At 60.1% G+C, this 19,408-nt stretch carries 17 protein-coding genes; 5 read left to right on the forward strand and 12 right to left on the reverse strand.

Translation table 11 applies throughout. From position 1 onward, the window contains the following. Nucleotides 1-6: 6 nt before the first annotated feature. Both ACA049_RS16530 and ACA049_RS16535 read left to right on the forward strand, forming a co-directional pair. Nucleotides 7-1,743: an IlvD/Edd family dehydratase gene (locus ACA049_RS16530; protein ID WP_497328385.1), complete on the forward strand. Its 1,737-nt coding sequence runs from the start codon at nucleotides 7-9 to the stop codon at nucleotides 1,741-1,743. Between the two features lie 209 nt (nucleotides 1,744-1,952). Next, the gene (locus ACA049_RS16535) at nucleotides 1,953-2,672 is read left to right on the forward strand and encodes a FadR/GntR family transcriptional regulator (RefSeq protein WP_497328386.1); all 720 of its coding nucleotides are present in this window, start codon (nucleotides 1,953-1,955) and stop codon (nucleotides 2,670-2,672) included. A 176-nt stretch (nucleotides 2,673-2,848) separates the two neighbouring features. Here the strand turns inward: ACA049_RS16535 and ACA049_RS16540 are convergent, their stop codons facing one another. From ACA049_RS16540 to ACA049_RS16575, 8 genes are all read right to left on the reverse strand, one after another. Further along, complete coding sequence (locus tag ACA049_RS16540; protein ID WP_438659371.1) at nucleotides 2,849-5,233, reverse strand: efflux RND transporter permease subunit; 2,385 nt, start codon at nucleotides 5,231-5,233, stop codon at nucleotides 2,849-2,851. 28 nt (nucleotides 5,234-5,261) lie between these two features. After that, nucleotides 5,262-6,329 carry a WD40/YVTN/BNR-like repeat-containing protein gene (locus ACA049_RS16545; RefSeq protein WP_497328387.1) on the reverse strand — a complete coding sequence of 356 codons (1,068 nt, stop codon included), beginning with the start codon at nucleotides 6,327-6,329 and terminating at the stop codon, nucleotides 5,262-5,264. An 882-nt stretch (nucleotides 6,330-7,211) separates the two neighbouring features. Beyond that, on the reverse strand, nucleotides 7,212-9,869 hold the full coding sequence (pepN, locus tag ACA049_RS16550; RefSeq protein ID WP_497328388.1) for an aminopeptidase N: 2,658 nt from the start codon (nucleotides 9,867-9,869) through the stop codon (nucleotides 7,212-7,214). A gap of 10 nt (nucleotides 9,870-9,879) precedes the next feature. After that, nucleotides 9,880-10,710, reverse strand: a complete 831-nt coding sequence (locus ACA049_RS16555; protein ID WP_462035213.1) for a DUF2797 domain-containing protein — start codon at nucleotides 10,708-10,710, stop codon at nucleotides 9,880-9,882. After that, nucleotides 10,707-10,967, reverse strand: coding sequence for a YeaC family protein (locus ACA049_RS16560; protein ID WP_090183249.1), 261 nt, complete (start codon nucleotides 10,965-10,967; stop codon nucleotides 10,707-10,709). The genes ACA049_RS16555 and ACA049_RS16560 overlap by 4 nt, the downstream gene beginning before the upstream one ends. Nucleotides 10,968-10,997: 30 nt before the next feature. Continuing rightward, nucleotides 10,998-11,867, reverse strand: a complete 870-nt coding sequence (locus tag ACA049_RS16565) for a rhomboid family intramembrane serine protease (RefSeq protein WP_497328389.1) — start codon at nucleotides 11,865-11,867, stop codon at nucleotides 10,998-11,000. Next, entirely contained in the window at nucleotides 11,864-12,838 is a 975-nt protein-coding gene (locus tag ACA049_RS16570) for a metallophosphoesterase (protein ID WP_497336883.1), read from the reverse strand. The genes ACA049_RS16565 and ACA049_RS16570 overlap by 4 nt, the downstream gene beginning before the upstream one ends. Then, entirely contained in the window at nucleotides 12,835-13,725 is an 891-nt protein-coding gene (locus ACA049_RS16575; protein ID WP_010459816.1) for an NAD(+) kinase, read from the reverse strand. Before ACA049_RS16575 ends, ACA049_RS16570 begins: the two co-directional genes overlap by 4 nt. A gap of 123 nt (nucleotides 13,726-13,848) precedes the next feature. Between ACA049_RS16575 and ACA049_RS16580 the strand changes: the two genes are divergently transcribed. Next, nucleotides 13,849-14,799, forward strand: a complete 951-nt coding sequence (locus tag ACA049_RS16580) for a DUF1853 family protein (RefSeq protein WP_497328390.1) — start codon at nucleotides 13,849-13,851, stop codon at nucleotides 14,797-14,799. A 129-nt stretch (nucleotides 14,800-14,928) separates the two neighbouring features. Here ACA049_RS16580 and ACA049_RS16585 read toward each other — a convergent pair whose 3' ends face one another. The 3 genes from ACA049_RS16585 to ACA049_RS16595 all read right to left on the reverse strand — a co-directional run bounded on the left by ACA049_RS16585 (nucleotide 14,929) and on the right by ACA049_RS16595 (nucleotide 17,404). Beyond that, complete coding sequence (locus tag ACA049_RS16585; RefSeq protein ID WP_497328391.1) at nucleotides 14,929-16,212, reverse strand: arsenic transporter; 1,284 nt, start codon at nucleotides 16,210-16,212, stop codon at nucleotides 14,929-14,931. A gap of 31 nt (nucleotides 16,213-16,243) precedes the next feature. Beyond that, on the reverse strand, nucleotides 16,244-16,591 hold the full coding sequence (locus ACA049_RS16590) for a metalloregulator ArsR/SmtB family transcription factor (protein WP_497328392.1): 348 nt from the start codon (nucleotides 16,589-16,591) through the stop codon (nucleotides 16,244-16,246). Between the two features lie 252 nt (nucleotides 16,592-16,843). Next, a complete protein-coding gene (locus tag ACA049_RS16595; RefSeq protein ID WP_497328393.1) occupies nucleotides 16,844-17,404 on the reverse strand; it encodes an NADPH-dependent FMN reductase in 561 nt (186 codons plus the stop codon). Nucleotides 17,405-17,578: 174 nt separating this feature from the next. On the opposite strand from ACA049_RS16595, the gene ACA049_RS16600 reads away from it, so the two are divergent. Both ACA049_RS16600 and ACA049_RS16605 read left to right on the forward strand, forming a co-directional pair. Further along, a complete protein-coding gene (locus tag ACA049_RS16600) occupies nucleotides 17,579-17,839 on the forward strand; it encodes a hypothetical protein (protein ID WP_094467661.1) in 261 nt (86 codons plus the stop codon). Nucleotides 17,840-17,927: 88 nt separating this feature from the next. After that, complete coding sequence (locus ACA049_RS16605) at nucleotides 17,928-18,821, forward strand: LysR family transcriptional regulator (RefSeq protein ID WP_497328394.1); 894 nt, start codon at nucleotides 17,928-17,930, stop codon at nucleotides 18,819-18,821. Here ACA049_RS16605 and ACA049_RS16610 read toward each other — a convergent pair. After that, a complete protein-coding gene (locus tag ACA049_RS16610) occupies nucleotides 18,787-19,401 on the reverse strand; it encodes a GNAT family N-acetyltransferase (RefSeq protein ID WP_497328395.1) in 615 nt (204 codons plus the stop codon). The two genes, ACA049_RS16605 and ACA049_RS16610, sit on opposite strands and share 35 nt — an antisense overlap. Nucleotides 19,402-19,408: the final 7 nt, after the last annotated feature.

Raw genomic sequence — 19,408 nt, forward strand, 5'->3', positions numbered from 1 at the left:
TCGATCATGTCTGATAAGAAACCCAACCTGCGCTCCGCCCAATGGTTTGGCACCGCCGACAAAAACGGCTTCATGTACCGCAGCTGGATGAAGAATCAGGGCATCGCCGACCACCAGTTCCATGGCAAGCCGATCATCGGCATCTGCAACACCTGGTCGGAACTGACCCCGTGCAACGCGCATTTCCGCCAGATCGCGGAGCACGTCAAACGCGGGGTGATCGAGGCCGGTGGTTTTCCTGTGGAATTCCCGGTGTTCTCCAACGGCGAATCCAACCTGCGCCCCACCGCCATGCTCACCCGTAACCTGGCGAGCATGGACGTTGAAGAAGCAATTCGTGGCAACCCGATCGATGGCGTGGTCCTGCTGACCGGTTGCGACAAAACCACCCCGGCGCTGTTGATGGGCGCGGCCAGTTGCGACGTGCCGGCGATCGTCGTCACCGGCGGGCCGATGTTGAACGGCAAGCACAAAGGCCAGGACATTGGTTCCGGCACCGTGGTCTGGCAGCTCAGTGAACAAGTGAAAGCCGGCACCATCACCATCGACGATTTCCTTGCGGCCGAGGGCGGCATGTCCCGCTCGGCGGGCACCTGCAACACCATGGGCACCGCGTCGACCATGGCCTGCATGGCTGAAGCACTGGGCACGTCCCTGCCCCACAACGCAGCAATTCCAGCGGTGGATGCGCGGCGTTATGTGTTGGCGCACATGTCCGGCATGCGTGCGGTGGAGATGGTCCGCGAAGATCTGCGGCTGTCGAAGATCCTGACCAAGGAGGCCTTCGAGAACGCCATCCGTGTGAACGCCGCCATCGGTGGCTCGACCAACGCCGTGATCCACTTGAAAGCCATCGCCGGTCGCATCGGCGTCGAGCTGGACCTGGATGACTGGACCCGGATGGGGCGCGGCATGCCGACCATCGTCGACCTGCAACCGTCCGGACGCTTCCTGATGGAAGAGTTCTACTACGCCGGCGGCCTGCCAGCCGTGCTGCGCCGCCTCGGTGAAGCCAATCTGATCCCGCACCCGAACGCCTTGACCGTCAACGGCAAGACCCTCGGCGAGAACACCAAGGACGCGCCGATCTACGGCCAGGACGAAGTGATCCGCACCCTCGACAACCCGATCCGCGCCGACGGCGGCATCTGCGTGTTGCGCGGCAACCTCGCGCCACTGGGTGCGGTGCTCAAGCCGTCCGCCGCCAGTGCCGAACTGATGCAACATCGCGGGCGTGCGGTGGTGTTCGAGAACTTCGACATGTACAAGGCACGGATCAACGATCCGGAACTGGACGTCGATGCCAATTCGATTCTGGTGATGAAGAACTGCGGGCCGAAGGGTTATCCGGGCATGGCTGAAGTCGGCAACATGGGCTTGCCGGCCAAGCTGCTGGCTCAGGGCGTGACGGACATGGTGCGCATTTCCGACGCGCGCATGAGCGGCACGGCGTATGGCACGGTGGTTTTGCACGTAGCGCCTGAAGCCGCGGCCGGCGGACCTTTGGCGACCGTGAAGGAAGGCGACTGGATTGAACTGGATTGCGCCAACGGGCGTTTGCACCTGGACATCCCCGACGCAGAACTGGCGGCGCGCATGGCGGATCTGCAACCGCCGCAGCAATTGATCGTGGGCGGCTATCGCCAGCTGTACATCGACCACGTACTGCAAGCGGATCAGGGTTGCGATTTCGACTTCCTCGTCGGTTGCCGCGGCTCCGAAGTGCCCCGCCACTCTCACTAACCCCATAAAACCCTGTGGGAGCGGGCTTGCTCGCGAAAGCGGTAGCGCATTCAGCACGTTTGTTGACTGACACACCGCCTTCGCGAGCAAGCCCGCTCCCACATTTTTGATCTTCATCTTATTCAGGACCGTGCTTGCTCTGGCGACCGTCCGCGCCGCGCCTGCTATCATGCGCGGCATCTCCATCGCACAGGATCGCGCCGTTCCCCATGGATTACCGCAAACCCTCCGACCGCAAAAGCATGCACTCGCGCATCGTCCAGGAACTGGGCATGCAGATTGTTTCCGGGCGCTTCAAGCCGTGTGACAAACTGCCTGCCGAAGCGCTGCTCTGTGAGGAGTACGCGGTCAGCCGCCCGGTGCTGCGCGAAGCCACCCGCGTGCTGGTTGCCAAAGGCCTGGTGTATTCCCGTCCGCGGGTCGGCACCGTGGTCAAGCAGCGCAAGGAATGGCACATGCTCGATCCGGATGTGCTGCACTGGCTGATGCAAAGCAGCCCGCAGAATGAATTCTTCGACCTGCTGACCAGTGTGCGCGCTATCATCGAACCCGCTGCCGCTGCCCTCGCCGCGCAATTCGCGACCGACGCCGACATCGCCTCCATCGGCGAAGCCTACCAGCGCATGGAAGCTGCGCCGACGCCTGAAGCGCTGTTGCAACCGGACCTGGATTTCCACAGCCGCATTGCCGATGCGACCCACAACGACCTGTTGGCCAACCTGTGCAACATGCTGTCGGTGGCGATTGCTGAAGCGCTGAAGCATTCCAACCAGCGGCCGAACCTGCATGAACTGGCACTGCCTCGGCACAGGGCGATTCTCACCGCGATCGAGAACCGTGATGCGCTGGGTGCGCGGCATGCGACGCTCGTGCAGCTGGACGATGCGCGCAGCGCACTGAACGTCGTGCTCGGCACCGATCCCTCCTAAACACCACAATCCCCTGTAGGAGCGAGGCTTGCCCGCGAAGAGGCCGTCACTTCACGAGTAATATCTACTGATACACCGCTTTCGCGGGCAAGCCTCGCTCCTACAAAGGTTGGGGTGAAATTCGGGATGTAAAAAAGCCGCAACCTGGGTTGCGGCTTTTTAGTTTCAGCCAGGGATCAGTGAGCGAACAGCGAGTTGCCCTTCTGCCCCGCCAGCTTTTCCGGCTTGATCAGGAACCGCGCCAGTGCCGGCAGCAGCCACAGCGCACCGAACATGTTCCAGAGCAGCATGAAGGTCAGCATCAGACCCATGTCGGCCTGGAACTTGATGGCCGAGAAGATCCAGGTGCACACGCCGATCGCCAGGCACAGGCCGGTGAACAGCACCGCTTTACCGGTGGACTTCAGCGTCTGGTAGTACGCCTCTTGCAACGGCAAGCCCGCACGCAGGAAGCTTTCCAGACGGCTGTAGATGTAGATGCCGTAGTCCACGCCAATCCCCACACCCAGCGCCACCACCGGCAAAGTCGCGACTTTGACGCCGATGCCCATGAAGGCCATCAGGGCGTTGCCGAGTACCGAGGTCAGCACCAGCGGCAGCACGATGCACAAGGTCGCCGCCCAGGAACGGAAGGTGATCATGCACATGGTCGCAACACAGATGTAGACGAGGATCAGGATGGTCAGCTCGGATTCCTTGATCACCTCGTTGGTGGCCGCCTCGATGCCGGCGTTACCCGCCGCGAGGATGAATTCCAGGCCATCTTTGTTGTTCTCTTTGGCGAAGTCCTGCACGGCATGCACCGCACGATCCAGGGTGGCGGCCTTGTGGTCGTTGAGGAACACCAGCACCGGCGCCAGGGAGCAACTGTTGTTGTACAGGCCATCGGCACGGGCGATGGAGTTGTTCAGTACGTCAGGGTTGCGCGACAGGGTTTCCCATTTCAGGTTGCCTTCGTTCATGCCCTTGATCATCTGCTTGGATACGGTCACCAGGGAAATCGCCGACTGCACGCCCTCGGTGTTCTGCATCTTCCACATCAGCTCGTCGATCGGCGCCATGGCTTCGTAGCGCGAGCAGCCTTCGGACTTGGTCTTGACCATCACCACCAACACGTCGGAACTGGTGGAGTAGTTGCTGATGATGAAGTTGTTGTCCTTGTTGTAACGCGAGTCCGGACGCAACTCGGGAGCGCCCTGATCGAGGTCACCGATCTTCAGGTTCTGGCTGTACCAGAGGCCGCCACCGAAGGCCAGCAAGGCCAGGACGATCGACACCGGGGCGACTTTCGGGCTGGCGAAGCTCGACAGCAGGCGCCAGAACGGGTGTTCGCGGTGTGCGTCTTTCTTGCTGCGCTCGACGGCGCGTTTACTGATGCCGACGTAGGAGATCGCCACCGGCAGCAGGATCAGGTTGGTGAACACGATCACCGCCACACCAATGGAAGCGCCGATCGCCAGTTCACGAATCACACCGATGTCGATGATCAGCAGCGTGATGAAACCCACCGCGTCCGCCAGAATCGCGATCATCCCCGGCAGGAACAGTTGACGGAATGTGCGTCGTGCGGCGGTCAACGCGTTGTCCGCTTCACTGGACTGCAGGGCGATGCCGTTGATCTTCTGCACGCCGTGGGAAATACCGATGGCAAAAATCAGGAACGGCACCAGCATCGAATACGGATCAAGTCCGAAACCGAAGAAGTGCATCAGGCCCAACTGCCAGACCACCGCCACCAGTGTCGTACTCAACACCGCCACGGTACTGCGCATGCAGTTGGTGAACCAGTACAGCAGGATCAGAGTGATGATGAAGGCGACGCCGAAGAACATCACCACCATGACCAGGCCATCGATCAGGTCGCCGACTTTCTTGGCGAAACCGACGATGTGAATCTGCACGTTAGGGTTCTGCGCTTCAAACTTGTCGCGGATCTTTTCTTCCAGCTCGTGGGAGAACTTGCGGTAGTCCAGCGCCAGCAACTTGCCCTGGTCCTGCGGGTCCGGGTAGGACTCCAGCAGCGGGATGTCGACGATGCTCGACTTGAAGTCGTTGGCCACCAGACGCCCGACCTGACCGGACTTGAGCACGTTGTTGCGCAGCAGGTCGAGGCTTTGCTGGGACCCGTTATAGCTCTGCGGGATCACTTCGCCACCGGCGAAGCCCTCCTCCGTCACCTCGGTCCAGCGTACGCTCGGGCTCCACAGCGACTTGAGGCCGGAACGGTCGACGCCGGAAATGTAGAACACTTCGTCGTTGATCTGACGCAGGGTCTCCATGTATTCCTTGGAGAAGATGTCGCCGTCGGTGGCCTCAACGGAAATGCGTACCGTGTTGCCCAGGTTCGCCAGATCGTTGCGGTGTTCCATCATCTTTTGAATGAATGGATGCTCAAGCGGGATCATCTTTTCGAAACTGGTGGACGGCCGGATCAGCGTCGCCTGCCAGAACAGGAAGATGCTGACCAGCAGGCAGATGACGATCACTGCCGGGCGGTTGTTGAAAATCAGGCGCTCAAGAAACGTCGCCTTGTCTTGATGATGACTGCTCAAGGATGTCATAGACCCGCCTTCTTATTATTTGCCCGGCTCATTTGGACGACCCGTTTTTGCCATTCTCTGCGCCGGTCGGCGAGGTGACGCGAACGCCGCCCTGTCCCGCCAGGATCAGATTGCCGTTGCCTGCTGCCGTCACTGCCGAAACGGAAATGCGATCCGGACGGTTGAACACGCTGAAGGTTTCGCCGTTGTCGTTGCTGCGGATCACCGAGCCGCCGTTGCCGACGATCACGATGGAACCGTCGTCGAGTACCGTTGCGCCGGACAGACCGAACTCCAGCGCACCGCGGGCAGCCTTGAGCTCGACCGGTTCCCAAGTGGTGCCGAAATCGGTGGAGCGAAACAGATTGCCGCGCAGCCCGTAGGCCAGCAGCGTGTTGGCCTGAGCCGTGCCGATCACGCCGAATAGCGAACCTTGGTACGGGCCTTCAAGCTTTTCCCAGGTCTGGCCCCAGTCGGCGGAGCGGAACATGCTGCCCTGCTCGCCGACGATGAACAGCCCGGCATCCTTGACCGCCGCAATGCCGTTGAGGTGGTACTGATCTTCGTTGTCGAGGCGATCGCTGGCATCTTCCCAGTGCTTGCCACCGTCGGTGGTGGCCAGCAACGCACCGTAAGCGCCCACGGCAAAGCCGCTGTTGACGTCCTGGAACCAGACGTCGAGCAGCGGCGATTCGCGTTTCAGGTCTTCGAATTGCTTGGTCCAGGTCGCGCCACCGTCTTCGCTGGAGAGGATCTGTGCGTCGTGGCCGACGGCCCAGCCGTGTTTGTCATCGGCGAAAAACACCGATGTCAGCAGTTGCCGGGTAGGCACCTTGGCCTGGGTCCAGGTGGCGCCCTGGTCATCGGAATACAGAATGTGCCCGCGATCCCCGACGGCCACGAGGCGCTTGCCGGCGTGTACGACGTCGAGCATCAGGCTTTTGCTGGCTTTGGCGGATTCAACGGCATAAACAATGTCGGACGCTGGCGCCGCAGCGGCCAACGCAGGTGCCGACAGCACGGCACAACCCAACAGCGAGAGCGCTGTAGCCAGCAACGCGAATTTGCGTAATGCCGGCGGGCGGCAGATACCCACACCCATGACAGGCTCACTCATAGACCTTCCCCCATTATTATTGTTAGGTCGTTCAACCTTTCAGGGCGCCGTAAGGGGTGCTTATCGGGATTGCCTGTTCTGGAGCATAGTACTGAAATGCGCAATCTAGAGCCCCTTCGGAAGCTGGCTTATCCTATCGGGGTTTGGAAAGGTCTGACAATCGACGCCACGTTATGTTTTGTTAACCTGGGGGGTATGGGGTTTGGGTGAATGATTGGGTATCAGGCGGGGTGATTGGGTTTCGGGGTTCGGGGTTTTGTGGACATATCCATTTCTGCGGTAACGGCGGCTATTGGTTCCGCTCTTACAGCGGGTCACTTGGAAAAGCCCCAAGTAACCAAGGGCTCTTGCCCCTGACGTTCGGTGCCTCGCTAAAGCTCGGCATGCCCTCGCTCCGGTCCTGCTCCGTGGGCCCGCCGCCATCGGCCATCCATGGCCGGGGGCGGCTAACCCGGCATCCATGCCGGGTTGCCCACTGCGCAGAACCTCCTCTCGGCCTCTCGATGGGGTGTGCACCGCAAAAGCAACGCGAGGCGGCCTACCGGCCGGCCTGGCTCAGGGCGCGTGTTCACTCCAACACACCTATTACCCTGTAGGAGCTGTCGAGTGAAACGAGGCTGCGATCTTTTGATCTTGATCTTTCAGGGACTGAATGCGCGCATTGCTTGGGTCGGGTAAAGCGACGGCAAGATCAAAAGATCGCAGCCTCGTTTCACTCGACAGCTCCTACAGGAGACGCGTGTGCGTTGGTTTACGCGTACGCATGGGCTTGGCCCGCCTTGCTTTTGCTTTTGATTTTGATCTGCTCAGCAGTCAGGCCGCTATCGCAGGCGAGCCAGCTCCCACAGGGCCCAAGCGAACCCTGCAGGAGCATCGCCAGACTCAAGCCAGGCTTTTGCTGACCACTTCAAACACATCGCTGGACAGCTGACCAGAAGCACGAATCCGCTCCAGCTCACCTTTCATCAACGCCTGACGAGCGTCGTCATACTTGCGCCAGCGAGTCAGCGGCGCCAGTTGGCGAGAAGCGATCTGCGGGTTAAACCCGTTCAACTCGATCACCAGATCCGCCAGGAAGCGATACCCCGAACCATCAGCCGCATGGAAGTTGATCAGGTTCTGCCCGGCAAACGCGCCAACCAGTGCCCGCACCTTGTTCGGGTTCTTGATGTTGAACGCCGGATGCTGCATCAGCGCTTTGACTCGTTCCAGACCACCCGGCAACGTGCTGCCCGCCTGCACGCTGAACCACTGATCCATGACCAGCGGATTGTCCTTGAAGTGCTCGGCGAAACTCGCCAGCGCCTTGGCCTTCTCGTCTTCGAACGGCGAGTTGACCAACACTGCCAACGCCGTCAGGCGCTCGGTCATGTTGTCGCTGGTTTCGAACTGTTCCAGCGTCGCCGCCAACACTTCCGGCTTGCCGCTGAGCATCAGGTACGACAGCGCGATGTTCTGCAAGGCGCGGCGTGCAAAGTGCTCGGCCTCCGCCACGTACGGGGTTTTCTTCGACAGATCGCGATTGGCCTGATAACGCAACCACAACGCCTCGAACAGACCGTCAGCCAATTGCTTGCGAGCAAACTCGCGAGCGATGTGAATGGCATCAACATCTGCCACTTCGCTGATTTCAGTCAGGTAAGCCTCGCCCGGCAGCGAGAGCATTTCCGCCACCATCGCCTGGTCCAGCGTCTCGTCGGACAGCACGGTGCGCAAGGCAGAAATCAGGCGCTGATCCAGCACCAGCTTCTCGCCCTTCTGCTGCTGAGCGATAAGCTCTTGCAGCACCTGCACCGACAATTGCTGACCGGCATCCCAGCGGTTGAAACCGTCGCTGTCGTGCTGCATCAGGAACATCAGTTGATCGCGGTTGTACGGGAAGCTCAGCTTCACCGGTGCCGAGAAGCCGCGCAACAACGATGGCAGTGGCTGTTCTGCGATGTCGACGAAAGTGAAGGTCTGCTCGGCTTCGGTCACCGAAATGACCCGCGAGGTGCCCTGATCACGGTCTTCACCGGAAAGACGCAACGCAATGGCCGCGCCTTTCGAATCCAGCAGGCCCAATTCAACCGGAATCACGAACGGCAGTTTTTCAACCTTGTCCGGGGTCGCCGGGCAGCTCTGGCGGAAGGTCAGGCTGTAGGTTTTCGCGGCGGCGTCGTAAGACTCGCTCACCGCCAGACGCGGCGTACCGGCTTGGCTGTACCAGCGTTTGAACTGAGTCAGGTCGACACCGTTGGCATCTTCCATGGCCTTGATGAAGTCATCGCAGGTCACTGCCTGGCCGTCATGACGTTCGAAGTACAGGTCGCTGCCTTTGCGGAAGCCTTCGGCGCCAAGCAAGGTGTGGATCATGCCAACTACTTCCGAGCCCTTTTCGTACACGGTCAGGGTGTAGAAGTTGGAAATCTCGATGAAGCTGTCCGGGCGCACGGCGTGCGCCATCGGGCCTGCGTCTTCTGCGAACTGATGAGTACGCAGGTAAGCCACGTCCTGGATGCGCTTCACGGTGGCCGAGTTCATGTCGGCGGAGAAACCGGAATCGCGGAACACGGTGAAGCCTTCTTTCAGCGACAACTGGAACCAGTCGCGGCAGGTCACGCGGTTGCCCGACCAGTTGTGGAAGTATTCGTGAGCGACGATCGCCTCGACACGCTGGTGTGCAGCGTCGGTCGCGGTTTCGGCGCGGGCCAGCACGGCGCTGGAGTTGAAGATGTTGAGGCCCTTGTTCTCCATGGCGCCCATGTTGAAGTCGTTGACTGCGACGATCATGAAGATGTCCAGATCGTACTCGCGACCGTAGACCTCTTCGTCCCAGCGCATCGACTTCTTCAGGCTGTTCATGGCGTGCTGGCACTTGTCGATGTTTTCCGGCTCGACGTAAATGCGTAACGCCACCGAGCGTTCGCTCATGGTGGTGAAGGTGTCTTCGACGCACCACAAATCACCGGCCACCAGCGCAAACAGGTACGCCGGTTTCTTGAACGGATCTTCCCAGGTCGCCCAGTGCCGGCCGTCTTCGCCAGGACCTGAGGCAATCGGGTTGCCGTTGGACAACAACACCGGATAGCTGTGCTGCTCGGCGACCACCGTGGTGGTGAACGTGCTCATCACGTCCGGGCGGTCGAGGTAATAGGTGATCTTGCGGAAGCCTTCGGCCTCACACTGGGTGCAGAACATCGTGCCGGATTTGTACAGGCCTTCCAGCGCGGTATTGGTTTCCGGGTGAATGCGCACGCTGGTGTCGACCGTGAAGCGTTCGCTCAACGGCTGCAGCGTCAGATGATTTTCGGTCAGCTCATAGTCGCCGACGCCAAGTTCGCGGTCGGCGAGGTTGGCCGTCAACAGCTCCAGTTGCTGGCCATCCAGCACCAGCGGCGGCAGGCCCGGGCCACGCTCGGGATTGCGGCGCATCACCAGTTGCGCATGGACCAGGCTGTGGTCCTCGAACAACTCGAAGGTCAGGTGCGTCTCGTCGATCAGGTACTCGGGCGCCTGATAGTCCTTCAGGTAAATCATCTTCGGTTGTTCGGTGCGCATGCTGGAGTCCTTACTGATGCACGGCGAGCTGATAAGCCGTGTACTTACGAATATTGATGACGCCGGTGTCGAAAATCAGGTATTGGCCCTTGATTCCCAACAGCGTGCCTTCGGCAATCGGATTCTTGTCCAGGTTGAAGCTGACGATTTTGGCCGGGTATTGCTCGACCGGATAGCGGATTTCGAGGACATCTACATCGGCAATAGTCTGGATCGCTTGTAGGCCGAATCGTTCCTGCAAACCTTGCAACCCTTCGGCGCAGCTGTCGAACAACTGATCGCGAACCTCGGCCAGGTTCACCGACACCGCATCGCCCTTGAGTAAAGCACGCCAGTTGGTCTTGTCCGCTACCTGACTGCGGAACAGGTCTTCGACAAACCCCGATTGCTGGCGGGTCGAGACGCGCATGATCGGCAGCGCCTGACGGGCACCCTGATCGATCCAGCGAGTCGGCAGCTGGGTGGCGCGGGTAATCCCGACTTTCACCCCCGACGAGTTGGACAGATACACAATGTGATCGGTCATGCAGAACTTCTCGCCCCACTCCGGCTCACGGCACGTACCAGCGTCGTAGTGGCAACGCTCCGGGCTCATGATGCAGAGGTCGCACTGGGCCAGTTTGGTCATGCACGGGTAGCAATAACCCTGGCTGAAACTGGTTTTGGTTTTGCGCCCGCAATGGGAGCAATGGATCGCCCCCAGGTATTCCAGGCGCACCGTGGTGCCGATCAATGGATTGACCGGCACCTCGACGTCATCCAGACGAAACGCGTACTGCACGTTCGGCCCGTCAAGGCGTGCCGACATTTTGCTGATTGCACCACGGCCAATCTCGATCAATGGACGGCATCCGATTTGAACAGGATGTTCGGCACGCTGATCGACTTCGAACTGCACTCCTGCGGGCCCATGTAGCCGGTACGCTCTTCCTCGGGCAGGTTCTGGATTTCCCAGGCGATCATCGCTTGCAACGACAGTTCACGCTGCTCGGCGGTGAGTTTGCCACCGTCGGACCATTTGCCGATTTCCACCGCCAGTTTCAGGCTCTGGTAGATATCGGGGGTGATGTTTTGAATCATTTCGTTAAAAGAGGACATCAAGGGCTCCGCTCTTTAATACATAACTGATTAGACGGCCAGTTTACGGCGGTTGTACAAACCACCCAACAAACCGGTCAAGCATCCGACGAGCAACCCGCTGACGTGGGCCGCATTGGCTATTTCGCCGAAACCGATCATCGAGACCAGCCCCGACATACACAGCACCAGCCACACCAGCATCATCACCAGCACGCCGCGCGGCAGGCGATAAGCCGGGTTCGGCGACAACAACTGGAATATCCAGCAATGCCCGAGCAGGCCGTAAAGCACCCCGGACAGCCCGCCGAACAAGGTCGGGCCACTGAAAACAAATTGGGCGTAGTTGGACACCAGGCTGAACAACAACGTCAGGCCGATCAGGTTGATGCTGCCCTGCCGCGACTCGATGCGTCGGCCCAGTTCCCAGTACCACATGCCGTTCATGGCCAGGTGCAGGATGCCGAAGTGGATCAGCATCGGCGTCACCAGGCGCCACCACTGCCCCGCCGCCAGGCTGTCAGCCAAGGGCACAAAATGGATGTACTCGCCGACGATGCGGAAATCGAGGAAGGTCAGCCAGCGCATCGTGTCGAGGTTTTCACCCAGCAGCGTCACCGCGCCGACAATCAGGCTCAGCAGCAACACCAGCGCAGTCGCCTTGGCGTGACGGAGTTGCTCGACGAAACCGGGGCGCCTGGTGGTTTGCGCGACGGGAATATCCAGCTGCTGATCAGGGTCGCCAGCCGGAAAGCGCTCATATAAGGAACGCACGTCTTCGCTGATGTTGGCCGGCACCCACAGCACTTGCTCGCCGGACTCTTCGCTGACCCGATGCGGCACCTGCATGCGTTGCAGCAGTTTGACGAACCCGCTCAAATCCACTGCCAGCGGCAGGCGTAAAACAGCAACGGCCGTCATTGCAGCACCTCCGGCCGCTCGACATCGACCCAGACAAACTTGTGCGGATCGAGACGGGTTTCCTGGTCCAGGCGATAGGCGACCAGTTTTCCGTAAAGCACCGCGCTGTAATCCAGGCAGGCCAGGTTCGGACGGATCGGTGCCGGTTTGCCGCTGCGCCAGTAGTGGCCGACGAACAACAGCGGCTCATCGACGCCGTAGCGCAGCAAGGTGTTTTTTTCGGTGGACGACAGCGGCGTCTGGGCCACCGGCTCGGGCAAGGCGTCAGGTTGGAACACGATGTCTCCGTAGGTTTGCGGGTCGTCTTCCCAGAATTTGGTGCGGAAAAACGAACGCGTCAGGCCATCGCCGCTGGTCATGGTCAGCCCGTGGGGCAAACGCATGTCGGTGCCGCGCAGCAGGCGATCGAACACGGTGCAGGCGAAGCTGCCCGGCACGGCAGACGCCTGGAGGAAATGCTCATCGATGCAGCCGTCGGGGAACAACGCGCGCAGCGGTTCGATCAGGCCGGAATCCCAGCAGGCGTGCACCACGCGGAATCGTCCGGCATCGACGAACAATGGCAATTCGTAGAACCATTGCTGGAAGTCGTGCCAGTCGCCCGGGTGATCTTCGAATTGCGTCAGGGTTTCACCAAGCAGGCGCGCATGGCGTGGCGTGTGTTCGCGCACGAACTGCTTGCCGCTGCCCGGCGGCGCCGGTGTGGCCCAGCCGAGGGCGTTGAATTCATGGTTGCCCATGATGCACAGCGCCTGACCGGCCTCGACCATGTCGTGGACGATGTGCAGCGCCTCGCGAATCCGCGGGCCGCGGTCGATGATGTCACCGACAAACACCGCCATGCGCGATGGATGCCGCCAGACGCCACCTTGTTTGTGATAACCGAGCCGGTCGAGCAAGTGCTCAAGGGTCAGAGCGCAACCGTGCACGTCACCGATCAGGTCGTAGCTACGCGCGGGATCGAGCATCAGTCGCCTCCACCACCCAACCGGCTGCCCCAGCCAAGCTTGGTCCGGCAGACCTCATAGTAGTTGTGGTCGAGCGGGTGAATCAGCCGCAGCTTCTGGGCTTTTTTGCTGATGGTGATGGTGTCGCCCGGCGCGCAGGTGAAATGGTTCTGCCCGTCACAGGAGACTTGCGGGTAAATCTGCATATCTTTGGACACGACGATTTTCAGCTCACTGTTGCCATCGACCACAATCGGTCTACCCGACAAGGTATGGGGGTACATCGGCACAATCACAATAGCGTCGAGTTTGGGATGCATGATCGGCCCGCCCGCCGACAGCGCGTAAGCGGTCGAACCGGTGGGCGTGGCGACGATCAGGCCGTCGGCCTTCTGGCTGCAGACGAACTGGCCGTCGATGTACAGCTCGAACTCGATCATCCGCGTCGATTTGCCGGGGTGCAGAACCACGTCGTTCAGTGCGTCGCCCTGGCCAATGGCCTCGGCGTGGCGGCGGACTTCAGCTTGCAGCAGGAAGCGGTTTTCTACCAGATAGTGGCCGTCGAGCACTTCGGCGACTTTGACTTCCAGTTCATCAGGGCGAATATCGGTCAGGAAACCGAGGCTGCCACGGTTGATGCCGAGCACCGGGATATTGTGTCGGGCCAGGGCGCGCGCGGCGCCAAGCAGGCTGCCGTCACCGCCGACCACAATCACCATGTCACACACTTCGCCGAGCATCTTGCGTGACGAGGTTTGCAGGCCATGACCGGGCAGGACTTCGGCGATGGTGTCTTCGAGGATCACGTGCAGGTGACGATCGAGCAGAAACCGTTTCAGTCGGCGGACGGTATCCAGCACCTGTGAACTGCCCAGGCGACCGATGATGCCGATATTACGAAATTGCTCCATGTGGCTCCTATCAGGATGCGGGCGCCTGCGACGGCGAAAAACACGATTATGGGCGAAAGCGCGGGATAGACAAAATCCTTTCAGCCACAAGGGTGTACTCATGTTTAGGGCTATGCTCGCAAGATGATCCTATTTCCCGATTTGCTCCAGCTACCCCACCAGTTGCGCCACCCTGAAGTGCGCGACCTGGCCTGGGTCATCCTCGCGCCGCCGATGCTCGACATCACGCCATGGCCGCAACGCCATCCGCTGGCCGGCAGCGACTGGGTGCAGGCGCCCGGGCAGCTGGAACGCTGGCTGAGGCAACTCGACCGCGACAGTTATGACTTGCTGCACTGGCTGGCGCAGGCCAGGACCCGGCGACTGGGCCTGTATTACGAACGGCTGTGGCAATACGCGGTGCGCCATGCGCCGGGTATCGAGTTGATTGCCGCCAACATGCCGATCCGCCGCGCCGGCCACACGCTGGGTGAGCTGGACATGCTGCTGCGCGATCGCGATGGCGTGCATCACCTGGAACTGGCGATCAAGCTGTATCTGGGCCCGCAGAATGGTAATGGACACGATACGGCGCAGTGGCTCGGGCCGGGCTGTCATGATCGCCTGGACCGCAAACTGGCGCACCTGACGCAGCATCAACTGCCGATTTCAGCTCGAGCAGAGAGCCGCGAGGTGCTGGCGGCGCTGGATATTCAACAGTTCAGCGCGCATCTGTGGCTGGGCGGTTATCTGTTGTATCCGTGGCCAGGACAAGCAGAACCACCCGGCGGCGCGCATCCGCAGCATCTTCGCGGCAGTTGGTTGCATCAGAAGGACTGGGCGGATTTTGTCGTGCAGCGCCCGTTCGGCCGCTGGCAACCCCTGCCCCGCCATGCGTGGCTGGCGCCAGCGCATTACCCGGTGGAACAGACCTGGACCACCGAGCAGCTGGAGGTGTGGCTCAGTGATCTGGAACCGCAGGCGCCGGCCCAGTTGATGGTGCGGCTGATCGAGAATGCGGAGGGAGATTGGGAGGAAGCGGAGCGGTTGTTTCTGGTGGCGGATCTTTGGCCGAATGTGCCGGGTAGTGGCTGAGATTTGTAGCGTCTACGCTGGCCTCTTCGCGGGCAAGCCTCGCTCCTACAGTTTTGTGTCGTTCGCCGAATTTGCATTCGACATAAATCCTGTAGGAGCGAGGCTTGCCCGCGAAGGGGCCGCCTCGGTCTAAAGGGACAACCGCAACGCCAAAGCCGCCAACGTCACCAACAACACCGGCACCGTCAGCACAATCCCGACCTTGAAGTAATACCCCCAGCCAATCTGAATGTTCTTGCGCTGCAGCACATGCAACCACAACAACGTCGCCAGGCTGCCGATCGGAGTAATTTTCGGCCCCAGATCGCTGCCAATGACGTTGGCATAAATCATCGCCTCCTTCACCACACCCGTGGCCTGGCTGGCATCAATCGACAGCAAACCAATCAACACCGTCGGCAAATTGTTCATCATCGACGACAACAGCGCCGTCAGTACGCCGGTGCCCATGGCCGCGCCCCACACACCGTAATGCGCAAACCCGTCCAGCCACCCGGCCAGATACCCGGTGAGCCCGGCATTGCGCAGGCCGTACACCACCAAGTACATGCCCAACGAAAAAATCACGATCTGCCACGGTGCTTCTTTCATGACCTTGCGCGTGGAAATCCTGTGGCCTCGGGCAGCGATGGCCAGCAGCAACGCGGCACATACCGCGGAAATGGCACTGATCGGAATGCCCAGCGGTTCAAGGGCAAAGCAACCCAGCAGAAGGATAACCAGCACCGCCCAACCGGCATAAAACGTGGCCTTGTCATGGATCGCGGTTGACGGATGTTCCAGTTGTTCGGGGTCGTAATCCTTGGGAATGTCACGACGGAAAAACCACATCAGCACCCCCAGCGTGGCGGCGACACTGACGAAGTTGACCGGAATCATCACTGCCGCATAACGATTGAAGGTGATATTGAAGAAATCTGCCGAAACGATGTTCACCAGGTTCGACACCACCAGCGGCAGGCTCGCGGTGTCTGCGATGAAGCCAGCACCCATCACGAACGCCAGGGTCGCCGCCGGGGAAAAGCGCAACGCCAGCAGCATGGAAATCACGATGGGCGTCAGAATCAGTGCCGCGCCATCATTGGCAAATAACGCCGACACCAGCGCCCCGAGCAGCACCATATAAGCAAACAGTTTGCGTCCGCTGCCCCGCCCCCAACGAGCCACATGCAAGGCTGCCCAGGCAAAGAAACCCGCCTCGTCCAGCAGCAGACTGATGATGATCAGCGCCACGAAGGTGCCGGTGGCGTTCCAGATGATCTCCCACACGATCGGGATATCGCCCAGGTGCACTACCCCGAAAACCAGCGCAAGCACTGCGCCGAGTGTCGCACTCCAGCCAACACCCAAGCCTTTGGGTTGCCAGATCACCAAGGTGATGGTCAGCAGAAAAATCAGCGACGCTATGAGCATGCGAAACAGCCTTCAAAGAAAGAATCGGGATTTAGCAGCAGCGAACCGGGCGATCTGCCATAGCTTGCAAACGGTCGACATCAGCGGCCAGCCAGTCAGCGTGGTCGGCCAGCGCGCCCTGTAACAGCGTGATGACCCACGGCGACAATTGCGGGTGCAGGCGATAAAAAACCCACTGCCCCTGACGGCGGTCTGCCAACAGGCCATGGCTGCGCAACTGCGCCAGATGACGGGAGATTTTTGGCTGGCTGAGGTTCAGCCCGGCCGTCAATTCACACACGCATAACTCACCTTCGCGGGCAATCAACAATGCGATGCGACTGCGGGTGTCATCTGCCAGGGCTTTGAATATATCGACGGGACTGCGGGAACTGGACATGAACAAACACGCCTCTGGACAAACGAGGCGTGAATATATGGAATTTCGAATATGCAGTAAAGCAAAGACTGAATAGCCCGGCTTCTGTAGCAGCTGTCGAGCAGCGCGAGGCTGCGTTCGACGACGGAGTCGTCGTGAAAACAGGCAAAGCAGTGTCTCAGGAATACCGCGCGCTATGGGTCTACGACGACTTCGTCGCCGAACGCAGCCTCGCGTTGCTCGGCAGCTGCTACAGGGGATTTCCAGTTTGGGTCACACCTTCTTATGCTGTTCGACCCACTTGCCATAAGCATCAATAAACTTCTGCAAGAACGGCTTCACCGATTCAGACAACTTGCCCGCCTCATCGAACGCCGATCCAGCGCCGCCCAGATAGGCTTCCGGTTGCTGCATGCACGGCACATCCAGAAACACCATGGATTGGCGCAAATGATGGTTGGCCCCAAACCCGCCGACAGCGCCCGGCGAAACGCTGATCACCGCACCTGGCTTGCCGCTCCAGGCGCTCTTTCCATACGGACGGGACCCCACGTCGATCGCATTCTTCAGCGGCGCCGGCACCGAGCGGTTGTATTCCGGGGTGACGAACAGCACTGCGTCGGATGAACTCACTTGTTGTCGGAAAGTGCTGTAGGCTGCCGGCGGTGAAGCGCCATCGATGTCTTCGTTGTAGAGCGGCAGATCGCCGATTTCGACGATCGTGAGCTTGAGATTGGCAGGCGCCAGGTCGGCCAGGGCCAGCGCAACCTTGCGGTTGATCGATTCCTTTCTCAAGCTGCCGACCAGTACGGCGATCGTGTAGACGTTGCTCATGGAAGATTCTCGACTGTTCGATGGAAAGACTTGTAGTTATAGATGACGAATCACCCAGTGGGCTGTTGAATTTCACGTCCCTGACTATTTTTTTCCTGTAGGAAAACTTACTTCGCTTAACCACGGTCTACAGAACCGCAAATTGAGTGATTTATCTCCAGAGGTTCTAAGCAGATGGCAGCAGTACTCGTCGGTCAGTTCCATGCAAGAGACGCGGAAGGCCGCGTTTATTCCGTGCATGAGTTCCAGGAATCCACCCCCTCGCATGACGGCCTCACTGGCTCGGCGCCTGTGACCACCTACAAACTGGCCATTGGCGATCGCGTCAATAAGCTCGACGACAACCAGTTTCTGCTGGTGCAATCGAACATCACCATCGTGCGCGAGCCCGACACCTATGTCGGCAGCCGGCCGGAAATCACTACCGCCTCATAACCTCGCGTTATGAGCAGAAGTCATATGCGCGCACTTGAGTTAGGATTCAGTCACTGACTCCCTCACCTGCTGAACATGGACTTCACGCATGCGTTTACGTCATATCGAAGTGATCCACGCGCTCCTGCAGACCGGTCACCTGGGCACCGCCGCTGAATGGCTGCAGTTGCCGGTGGCCGAGGTCGAAGGCCTTTTGCGCGACGCCGAGGATCAGTTGGGATTCATGCTGTTTTCCAGCGTGCGTGGACGTTTGCAGGCCACGCGCGAGGCGCGGGAGCTGCAGGTTGAAATCGCCCACGTCTACGACGCATTAGAGCCGGTCCAGCGCCTGGCCAGCAGCCTCAAGCAATATCAGGCGCACCCGCTGCGCATCATCTGCACGCCGCCGCTGGCCCAGCAATTATTGCCCCAGAGCATCGCTGCCCTGCGTCGACGCCTTCCCGACGCGCCTTGCACCCTGCTGAGCCAACCCACCCGCGAAATCGTCAGAAGCCTGCTGCTGCGTGAAAGCGATCTGGGACTAAGCCTGCATGATCCCGACCACGCCGACATTCATTGCCAGGTGATTGCCCAAGGCAAACTCCAGCTGTTGGCGCCCCATGGCTGGCTGCAACCCAAGCAGAAATACATTTCGTTGCAGGATCTGGCCGGCCAATCGATGGTTGGCCTGGAAGGTCATGATCCGCTGAGCCCGGCGCTCGACAACAAACTGCATGCCCTGCGTCCTGCCCCGGTCATCCAGACGCGGGTGCAGACGCATCAGATGATGCGCAGCATGGTCGAGGCCGGCGAAGGCCTGGCGATTGTCGACCCGTTTACCGCCCTCGGTGCCAGATCGAGCGGTCTGGATGCCTGCCCATTGGCGCCGGCGGTGCCGATCAGCCTCTATGCCCTGACCCTGAAAAACGGTGAGCCAATGCCGTCCGTTCAGGTGTTGCTGGAGATCATCACGGAACAAGCCGTGGCGATGTTGGCGAGCTGAGCGGGTTTTCCAGCGGATTATCGAACAGTCGATACCAGAACAATGCCACCTCGGCAGTGTTCGGGTCGATGCCGCGATAGCGCAGATGATCGATGCCGCCTACCACGAACCCGCAGCGCTCATACAGTCGGCAGGCACCCAGATTATTGTTCTGGGTCTCAAGCATGATCCCCGGCAGTTTCTTCTTGCGACTCCAGAACTGCGCCACGTCCAGCAACGCCTTGGCCACACCATGACGGCGCGCCGGCGCATGCACGGCCAACTCGTCGATATGGGCAAAACCGTTCCAGTTGGTGCTGACCACCAGATGGCCGACAGGCTCGTCGTCGAGATAGGCCATGAACACCGCACTGTCGGCGGCATCGCGGAAGCTGCTGAACTCCTCGGGATCAATGCCGTAACACTTTCGATAAGGGGTGATCGGCGTTACCCGCCACTGCTCCACCGGCTTGCCGATTTCGGCTGCGCCATAGGCCGCAACTTCAAAACTGAAATCGCTGCCCCAGATGTAAGGCGCGAAACCCTCGTCGGCGACACGCACCGAAAGGCCTGGGTATTTGGGATTCATGATCGGTTGCATGCTCGGA

The organism is Pseudomonas sp. LBUM1662 (assembly GCF_059695915.1).